General features: G+C 67.1%; 11 protein-coding genes. 4 read left to right on the top strand and 7 right to left on the bottom strand.

Annotated features, from left to right (window positions below):
- The 3 genes from Q4F73_RS10105 to aroA all read right to left on the bottom strand — a co-directional run.
- The coding region (locus tag Q4F73_RS10105) for an excisionase family DNA-binding protein (protein WP_303359222.1) at positions 1-410 on the bottom strand (410 nt) is incomplete at its 3' end.
- 132 nt (positions 411-542) lie between these two features.
- Positions 543-1547: a ribosome small subunit-dependent GTPase A gene (rsgA, locus tag Q4F73_RS10110; protein ID WP_303359223.1), complete on the bottom strand. Its 1005-nt coding sequence runs from the start codon at positions 1545-1547 to the stop codon at positions 543-545.
- On the bottom strand, positions 1540-2829 hold the full coding sequence (aroA, locus tag Q4F73_RS10115) for a 3-phosphoshikimate 1-carboxyvinyltransferase (RefSeq protein WP_303359224.1): 1290 nt from the start codon (positions 2827-2829) through the stop codon (positions 1540-1542). The genes rsgA and aroA overlap by 8 nt, the downstream gene beginning before the upstream one ends.
- Positions 2830-2839: 10 nt before the next feature.
- Between aroA and Q4F73_RS10120 the strand changes: the two genes are divergently transcribed.
- Complete coding sequence (locus Q4F73_RS10120) at positions 2840-3502, top strand: SOS response-associated peptidase (RefSeq protein WP_303359225.1); 663 nt, start codon at positions 2840-2842, stop codon at positions 3500-3502.
- Here Q4F73_RS10120 and ybaK read toward each other — a convergent pair.
- The gene (ybaK, locus tag Q4F73_RS10125; RefSeq protein WP_303359226.1) at positions 3475-3939 is read right to left on the bottom strand and encodes a Cys-tRNA(Pro) deacylase; all 465 of its coding nucleotides are present in this window, start codon (positions 3937-3939) and stop codon (positions 3475-3477) included. The genes Q4F73_RS10120 and ybaK overlap by 28 nt on opposite strands.
- A 46-nt stretch (positions 3940-3985) precedes the next feature.
- Here ybaK and Q4F73_RS10130 point away from each other — a divergent pair, with 46 nt between their 5' ends.
- Both Q4F73_RS10130 and rsrA read left to right on the top strand, forming a co-directional pair.
- Positions 3986-4591, top strand: coding sequence for a sigma-70 family RNA polymerase sigma factor (locus tag Q4F73_RS10130; RefSeq protein ID WP_303359232.1), 606 nt, complete (start codon positions 3986-3988; stop codon positions 4589-4591).
- Positions 4591-4857 (top strand): mycothiol system anti-sigma-R factor, encoded by a 267-nt coding sequence (gene rsrA / locus Q4F73_RS10135; RefSeq protein WP_303359227.1) that lies wholly within the window; start codon positions 4591-4593, stop codon positions 4855-4857. The genes Q4F73_RS10130 and rsrA overlap by 1 nt, the downstream gene beginning before the upstream one ends.
- 252 nt (positions 4858-5109) lie before the next feature.
- On the opposite strand, the gene Q4F73_RS10140 is transcribed toward rsrA, so the two are convergent.
- Positions 5110-5370 (bottom strand): WhiB family transcriptional regulator, encoded by a 261-nt coding sequence (locus tag Q4F73_RS10140; protein ID WP_303359228.1) that lies wholly within the window; start codon positions 5368-5370, stop codon positions 5110-5112.
- A 453-nt stretch (positions 5371-5823) separates the two neighbouring features.
- On the opposite strand from Q4F73_RS10140, the gene Q4F73_RS10145 reads away from it, so the two are divergent.
- On the top strand, positions 5824-6264 hold the full coding sequence (locus Q4F73_RS10145) for a hypothetical protein (protein WP_303359229.1): 441 nt from the start codon (positions 5824-5826) through the stop codon (positions 6262-6264).
- Here Q4F73_RS10145 and Q4F73_RS10150 read toward each other — a convergent pair.
- Both Q4F73_RS10150 and Q4F73_RS10155 read right to left on the bottom strand, forming a co-directional pair.
- Complete coding sequence (locus Q4F73_RS10150) at positions 6261-7463, bottom strand: hypothetical protein (RefSeq protein WP_303359230.1); 1203 nt, start codon at positions 7461-7463, stop codon at positions 6261-6263. The genes Q4F73_RS10145 and Q4F73_RS10150 overlap by 4 nt on opposite strands.
- The coding region (locus Q4F73_RS10155) for a C-terminal helicase domain-containing protein (protein ID WP_303359231.1) at positions 7460-7871 on the bottom strand (412 nt) is incomplete at its 5' end. The genes Q4F73_RS10155 and Q4F73_RS10150, both read right to left, overlap by 4 nt.

Raw genomic sequence — 7871 nt, forward strand, 5'->3', positions numbered from 1 at the left:
GGCTCCAGCGCCAGTGCATCGTCGTCGTCTCTTCCGGACTCGAAGGCGGATCGCGCGGTGTCGCGACGTTGCTCCTTGAGCTGGAGGACTACTGAAGTACGAAGCCTGTGATGTGTGCCCACCTTGTGTGCCTCAATCTCATTGTTTCGAATCATCTTCATGAGGGTGGGGCGAGAGATTCCCAACTGTCGAGCCGCCTCCGTCGTGGAGAGCTCGGGGGGCAGCGTTCCTACTGTGACGGTTGCGCCAGCCGCTGTGGCGGCAATCACCTGCTTCAGTAGCTTCTCCAGTTCTCCGAGATGGGCGGATGTGGTGAAGAGCTTGAGGTCGTTGCCTTGCTCGGCAGCCTTTTTCGCTTCCAGCGCGGCCTGGGGGGTAACAGTTATGGGACGTTGCAGTGTCCGGGACATGGCGCCTCCTTTCCGTAACAGCGGCGAGGTTTCACTTGTAAGTGAAAGGCTACGGGGATCGGTCTGGCCCAGCAAGGTACGACAACGTTGTAGCTGGTTAAGTGATCAGCGGGGGTGTAACGGGGGTGCAGCCTACAGCTCCCACTCCTCCTTGGAGCGGAGAGCCTCGAGCAGCTTGCGCACCGCATCCCGGCGTCGCGCCGAGGCGGTGTCCGGCTCGAAGTCATCAAGTGCACATTCCGGGTCAGCCGGGGGACCGAGGTGCGTGCAACCGCGGGGGCAGTTCTCCACAGCGGCGGCCAGGTCGTCGAAGACCCCGATGACGGTGGCGTCGTCGACGTGGGCGAGCCCGAAAGAACGGATGCCCGGTGTGTCGATGATCCAGCCGCCACCGTCTCCCGGCAGGCGCAGGGCCACGGACTGGGTGGAGGTGTGCCGGCCCTTGCCCACGCCGGAGACCACACCGGTCTCGCGGTAGGCATCGGGCACGAGGCGGTTGACCAGCGTCGACTTGCCCACACCGGAGTGTCCGACCAGGGCGGTGACCTTTCCGGCGACCAGGTCGGTGACGGGGTCCAGGGGGTCGTCGACACCCGCGATGACGACGGTGACGTCGAGATCGGCGAACTCGGCGGCAAACGGTGCCGGGTCGGCGAGGTCGGACTTGGTCAGACACAGCACCGGGTGGACGTTGCCCACGAAGGCGGCGATGAGCGCGCGCTCGACGAACCCGGAGCGCGGCGGGGGATCGGCGACCGCGGTGACGATGAGCAGCTGGTCGGCGTTCGCCACGACGATGCGCTCGTAGGGGTCCGTGTCATCGGCGGTGCGCCGCAGGACCGAGGTGCGCTCCTCCAGTTTCACGATGCGCGCCAGCGTCCCCTCCCGCCCGGAGGTGTCTCCGACCACGCCGACGCGGTCGCCGACCTCGACGGGGGTGCGACCCATCTCGCGGGCGCGCATGGTGACGATCGCCTCGGAGCGGCCGTCGAGAACCACGCCCCAGCGGCCACGGTCCTTGGTGACGACCATCCCGAACTCGGCGTCATCGTGTGACGGCCGGTCCTTGGTGCGCGGACGGGTGCCGCGGCGTGAGGGCCGGACGCGGACGTCGGACTCATCCCAGCGCCTACCCACGCGCGACCATGTCCTCCCACATCGTCTCGAAGCCGGGGAGCGTCTTGGCGGTGGTCTGGACGTCCTCGACCTGCACGCCTTCGACCGCCAGGCCGATGATGGCACCGGCGGTGGCCATGCGGTGATCGGCGTAGGAGCGCCACACGCCGCCGTGCAGCGGGGCCGGGGTGATGCGCAGGCCGTCAGGTAGTTCCTCGCAGTTTCCGCCGAGCTTGGTGATCTCGGCGGCCAGTGCCGCGAGACGGTTGGTCTCGTGTCCGCGCAGGTGCGCGATACCCGTGAGCTCGGAAGGGGTGGAGGCCAGTACCGCCAGCGCGGCGACAGTCGGGGTGAGTTCACCGATGTCGGACATGTCGAGGCTGATGCCCCGCAGCGTGCCCGCATCCGGCCCCGTGACCTGCAGGTCGTGGCCGGGACCGGACTCGGCGGTGATGATGTCGACCTCACAGCCCATGGTCTCCAGGATGAGTCGGATCGCATCACCGGGCTGGGTGGTGGACATCGGCCAGTGCCGCACGCGCACGGTGCCACCGGTGACCGCGGCCGCCGCCAGGAAGGGGGTGGCGTTGGACAGATCCGGCTCGACGATCCAGGTGCGTCCCTGGATGGGACCGGGGTGGACCTTCCAGGAGTTCTCGGTGACATCCACGGTGACCCCGGCGTGGCGCAGCATCCCCACGGTCATCTCGATGTGGGGGAGCGAGGGTAGGCGGCCGCCGACGTGGCGGACGGTGATGCCCTTGATGAAGCGCGATCCGGCGAGCAACAGCCCGGAGACGAACTGAGAGGACCCGGAGGCGTCGATCTCCACCACCCCACCTTCCGGGGTGCCGGTGCCGTTGATGGTGAACGGCAGGGTGTCGCCCTGGACGGGGACGCCGAGGGTGCGCAGCGCGTCGAGAATGGTGTTCATGGGGCGCTGGCGGGCCTGCTGGTCACCGTCGAAGACGACGACTCCGTCGGCCATGGCGGCCACCGGGGGGACGAATCTCATGACCGTGCCGGCCAGGCCGCAGTCCACCTGGCCACCGTGCATCGGACCCGGCTCGACCTGGATCGAACCGCCGGAGTCGCGGATGGTCACGCCGAGGCTGCGCAGGGCGCCGGCCATGAGGTCGGTGTCGCGGGAGTGCAGGGCATTCTCGATGACCGACGGGTAGTCGGCGAGAGCAGCGAGAATGTAGGCACGGTTGGTGATCGACTTGGAGCCGGGGACGTGCTGGGTCCACCGGATCGGTCCGGAGGCAGTGGGCGCAGGCCAAAGGGCGGTCATGGGGTCCATAATAGAGACTATGTGCGGTCGTTTCGTTCTGTTCACCACCGACGAGTCGCTTCTCGACGCCGTCGGCACCCTCCCCGGGGTCACCGAGGTCCATGCCCCCGAGGGCACGCCCGGCCCCCGCTACAACCTGGCTCCCACCCAGGTGGTGCCACTGGTCCGCCTGGAACCTCCGACGGCGCAGGTCACCCCGGCCCGCTGGGGTCTGCTCCCGCACTGGAAGAAGGATGATTCCGGGCCGCCCCTGTTCAACGCGCGCGGGGAGACGGTGGCCACCAAGCCGAGCTTCCGGGACGCCTTCAAGACCCAGCGCGGTCTCATCCCCATGGACGGCTACTACGAGTGGCACGACGACGGTTCCGGCAAGCAGCCGCACTTCGTCTCCCTCGGGGAGGTGATGTGGGTGGCGGCGCTGTGGGCGACCGGCCTCGACCGGCTCTCGGCGACGATGGTCACCACCGATTCGCATGGTCCGCTGGAATGGCTGCACAATCGACTGCCCCGTCTGCTGGCTGAAGACGAGATCGAGCAGTGGGTGACCGGCACTCCCGAGCAGGCGGCGGAGCTGCTGCACCCCACCCCGCTGGACTACCTCGAACGGCTCACGGTGCGCCCGGTGGACAAGGCGGTGGGCAACGTCCGCAACGACTACGCCGAGCTGATCGCCGAGAACTGAGCCCGGGTGAGCCGCGCCAGGTCGGCCGGGTCGAGGGCGATGTCGAGGCCGCGTCGCCCGCCGGAGACGTAGACCGTCTCCTGCTTCTCGACGCTCGCGTCGATCACCGTCGGCAGCGCATTCTTCTGGCCCAGCGGGGAGATGCCCCCGGGCACGTAGCCGGTGGAACGCTGCGCCTTCCGCGGATCCGCCATGCGCACCGACTTGCAGCCCAGCGCGGCGGCGGCCTTTTTCAGGGAGAGCTGGCGGGTGACCGGAATGCAGCACACGGCCAGTCCGCGGCCGGTGTCGACGATGAGGGTCTTGAGGATCAGTCCGGGGTCGACGTCGAGCGCGGCGGCGGCATGGGCGCCGAAATCGGAGGTGCCGGCGTCGAACGTGTGGAGGTGGTGGTCGACGGCGGCGTCGATAAGCACGTGAACGGCAGGGGTGGGCACTGAACTATGATGGAACGAACCAGCCGTGATCACAAGAAAGGCGCTGATGTCGGAGACCGAGCTCGCCACCCGCTTCGAGAGCGAGGCGCTGCCCCTGCTCGACCAGCTCTACGGCGGCGCCCTGCGTATGACCCGCAACCCGTCCGATGCCGAGGATCTGGTGCAGGAGACCTACCTCAAGGCGTACAAGGCGTTCGATTCCTTCCGGCCGGGCACCAACCTCAAGGCGTGGCTCTACCGGATCATGACGAACACCTACATCAACACCTACCGGAAGAAGCAGCGCCAGCCCTCGCAGACCCCGACCGAGGAGATCAGCGACTGGCAGCTCTACACCACCAGTTCCCATGACTCCACGGGGCTGGAGTCCGCTGAGGTGGCGGCGCTGAAGAACATTCCCGACGGTGCCATCGGCGAGGCCATGAACCAGCTGACGGAGGATTACCGCATGGTGGTCTACTACGCGGACATCGAGGGGCTGGCCTACAAGGAGATCGCGGAGATCATGGACACCCCCATCGGCACCGTCATGTCCCGGCTGCACCGCGGAAGAAAACAGCTCCGGCAGCTGTTGAAGGAAGTGGCACATGAACAGGGGATCGGTCTCGACCACCCCGACATGGACATCACGACCCCGGAAGTGAGCGAGTAATGACAGATCCCTGCAAGGGCCCCTGCGAGGAGATGCAGGCCCAGATGTGCGCGCTCTTCGACCCGTCGACCACCCCGGAGGAGGCCCGGGAGATTCTCCGGGCGATCGCGCAGTGCCCCGACTGCCACGGGCGTTTCGAGTCCGAGCAGGAGATCCGCGCGTTGCTGCGCAGGTGCTGCACAGCCGAGGCCTCGGCGCCGGCGACCCTGCGCCAGCGCATCACCATGGAGATCCGGCAGATCCGCGTGACCCGCTACGAAAGGTAGGGATCGGGGGTCGGTCGTGCAACAAGAAACCGCCCGCCGAGCTGGTGCTCGGCGGGCGGTTTCGCCGCATTAACGTCCTGGTTTAGGAGTTGGGGCGCTTACCACGGTTAGCGCTCTTCTTGCGACGGGCACGACGCTTGCTACCACGCTTGCTCATGTGATTCTCCTTGGGTGAGGTGGTTGTCAACTTCCGACAACTGTAGCGCTCGGGCCCGGTCGCGAAAAATTGAGGTCTAGGTTATGTGACTTACTCTAGGCGGCGACGCGGGTGCGACGGCCGCGGGAGTTGCGGCGCTTCAGTGCGCGACGCTCGTCCTCGGACATGCCGCCCCACACGCCGGCGTCCTGGCCGGACTCCAGGGCCCACTTGAGGCACTGGGAGGTGACGGGGCAACGGTTGCAGACGATCTTGGCCTTGGCGATCTGGGTCAGAGCCGGGCCGGAGTTACCGACCGGGAAGAACAGCTCCGGATCCTCGTCGCGGCAAACGGCCTCATGGCGCCAATCAGACATGGGTTATTCTCCTTACACAGTTGGTGTTTCGCGGGCATAGATGTGCACACCAAGGGCGGGTCGCGTGAGCGACCAGGGAAAAAATCTCATCCCCCACGGTGACGGGTCTGGGCCGGGGCCCTACCTCGGTTCACGTGGTCTTAACTTCGTGGTGTGTCAAAGTTAAGAGCCGGTTAACTACCCGGCTGTTTTTGCTACCCGAGAATAATGACACGTGAACTTCTCGTGCGCTAGGGGTAAACCCTCAAAAGTGAGGCAACTCACAACATTTCATGCGCTGTGAAGGTTGCAAAGTGGCCTGTGTCACTGTTTGGGGTCGTGGAAACAATGCTTGTGACCAGCGGAAATATCGAGACGTCAAGATGCATGTTCTGCCGCAAAACGTCAAATCTCGACGACCCTCGGTATCCCCCGGGGTCGTACCCGGCCCCGGGCGCTATACACTCAGTAGCCGTGACCGCCGTCAATCCCCGCCCCCAGCGCCCCCGCCCGCCCGTGCAGATCCGCTGGGCCGGCCTGATCGCCATCGTCCAGTCGTTGATCATCCTCGCTTTCGCCTCCTTCCTGGTCTACCGCGACCTTACGGGGCACATCGAGGAGGACCTCATCTCGGACAGCGCCAACATCAACTGGGTGGGCACCGGCACGGCCGTGTTCCTGTGGATCATCTTCGGGGCCGCGATCTTCGCGTCCATTTGGATGATGCGGGGGCATCAGTGGGGCCGGGGTCTCATCGTCTTCCTGGAGATCATCATCCTGGGCCTGTCCTGGTTCATGTTCTCCGCCGGGGTGTGGTGGGCAGGCATTCTCACCGCCGCCTCCGCGCTGGCGGCGCTGGTGTTCCTGTTCAACCGCCGTTCGCTGGAGTGGGCGGAGGCCACGCACGGCTTCTAACGCAGGGCATAGAGGCCCTCGCCCCGCTTCTCGACGATCGCGTCACCCGCTACACCCAACGTCACCATCCCGCTGTGGTCCCCCCGGTCCACCGGGATGGTGTTGTCTGTTTCGCCACTTTCCCAGTTGATCACGGCAATGCCTTCCGGGACCGGCATGAGCAGTCGGCCACCGACGGCAACCCCCGTCCCGATCGCCTCGGGGAAGGAATGCCGGACCTGCAGATCGGAGGGGGAGAACAGCAGGAGCGACTCGCCGTCGAACCACGTGAGGTGGTGCGGCAGATCGGCGGTGACCGGGGCGATGGGCAGTTCCTGTCCGGCGGGCGGCGGGGTCGTGGTCGGGTGACGGTGCAGTTCCGTCCCTTCGGTCGAATAGGACGTGAGGCTGTCGCCGTCGACGACCACGGCCCCGGATTCCCCGATGGCGACGAGGTGGGAGGACTCGGAATCCAGGGGGACCGAAGCGTGCAGTTCCGGCTCGCGGGACTGCTCCGGGGTGGCCTCCTGCAGGCGTAACCATGCCCCGTCGTCGCAGACCTCCGTGACGGCGAGCAGGTCGGAACGGGTGAGCCCACTGGTGATCCGGCAACCGGGATGAGGCTGCAGGTGGGGCTCCTGGATCCCCTCGACCTCGCCGTACTCCACCGTCCGGACCAGGTCGGAGCGCCAGAGCTCGAGGCGCGAGGCGCCGGCCGTGCCGATCCGGTCGTTGGAGGCCACCGCGACCACCTCGTCGGGGGAGATGGCACTGCGTGTGCGGTGGTAGGTGCCGGTGTCGGCGTCGACGGCCACCACATCCCCGCACCCGTTGCCGGCCCGCCAGGTGGTCACGACCCGTCCCCAGGCGGCACCGAGGGAACACAGCTCACGGTCGCGTTCATAGGACCACACGGTGCCTCCCGTTGCGGGATCCACAGCGTGCACGCGGTGCGCGTCGTGCGCGACAACGAGGCCGTCGATGATGACGGGGCGGTGAACGCCGGCCAGCCGGGCGGCGGGGGCCGTCCAGGCGTCGCCAAGCGATGTCGGAACCGTGTCCAAGGGTGCCGCGGCGCGGAACTCGGACTCGGCGGGGGTGAGGTCGGAGGAACGGATGGGGGCGGTCAGCCAGACTCCGCCCACGGCAGCCACCGAGACGGTGGCGATGACCGCCGTGGCAATGAGGTCCCCGCGCGTGCGCCGCAGCGGACGGCTCATCGACGGCGGCTCCGCTCCCCGCGAGAGCCACGGTCACCACGGTCACCACGGGATCCGCGCGGGGACCGGCCCCGCGGGGTGCGGCCCCGGACCGCGGCCGCGGCCCCTCCGAACACCCGTCGCGGCTGCCCCACGGACTCCTGGGCGCCCTCGGGGATGGACAGAGCGTCGAAAAGCTCGGGGGAGGTGGAGAACCACTGCGGCGGTTCCGGGATCTCGAGACCGAGTTCGTCGTTGATGGCCTGCCACTTCGACAGCTCGTCATAACCCACGAGGGTGACGGCCGTGCCGGAATGTCCGGCGCGGCCCGTACGGCCGATGCGGTGGACATAGGTCATCGGATCGTCCGGGGTCTGGTAGTTGATGACGTGGGTGACGTCGTCGATGTCGATGCCGCGGGCGGCGACA

The sequence above is a fragment of the Corynebacterium sp. genome, from assembly GCF_030535495.1.
Taxonomy (GTDB): Bacteria; Actinomycetota; Actinomycetes; order Mycobacteriales; family Mycobacteriaceae; genus Corynebacterium.

Coding starts and splice junctions, on each gene's coding strand:
- aroA (WP_303359224.1), bottom strand. CDS start 2,829: ATGGACCCCATGACCGCCCTTTGGCCTGCGCCCACTGCCTCCGGACCG.
- Q4F73_RS10120 (WP_303359225.1), top strand. CDS start 2,840: ATGTGCGGTCGTTTCGTTCTGTTCACCACCGACGAGTCGCTTCTCGAC.
- Q4F73_RS10130 (WP_303359232.1), top strand. CDS start 3,986: ATGTCGGAGACCGAGCTCGCCACCCGCTTCGAGAGCGAGGCGCTGCCC.
- rsrA (WP_303359227.1), top strand. CDS start 4,591: ATGACAGATCCCTGCAAGGGCCCCTGCGAGGAGATGCAGGCCCAGATG.
- Q4F73_RS10140 (WP_303359228.1), bottom strand. CDS start 5,370: ATGTCTGATTGGCGCCATGAGGCCGTTTGCCGCGACGAGGATCCGGAG.
- Q4F73_RS10150 (WP_303359230.1), bottom strand. CDS start 7,463: ATGAGCCGTCCGCTGCGGCGCACGCGCGGGGACCTCATTGCCACGGCG.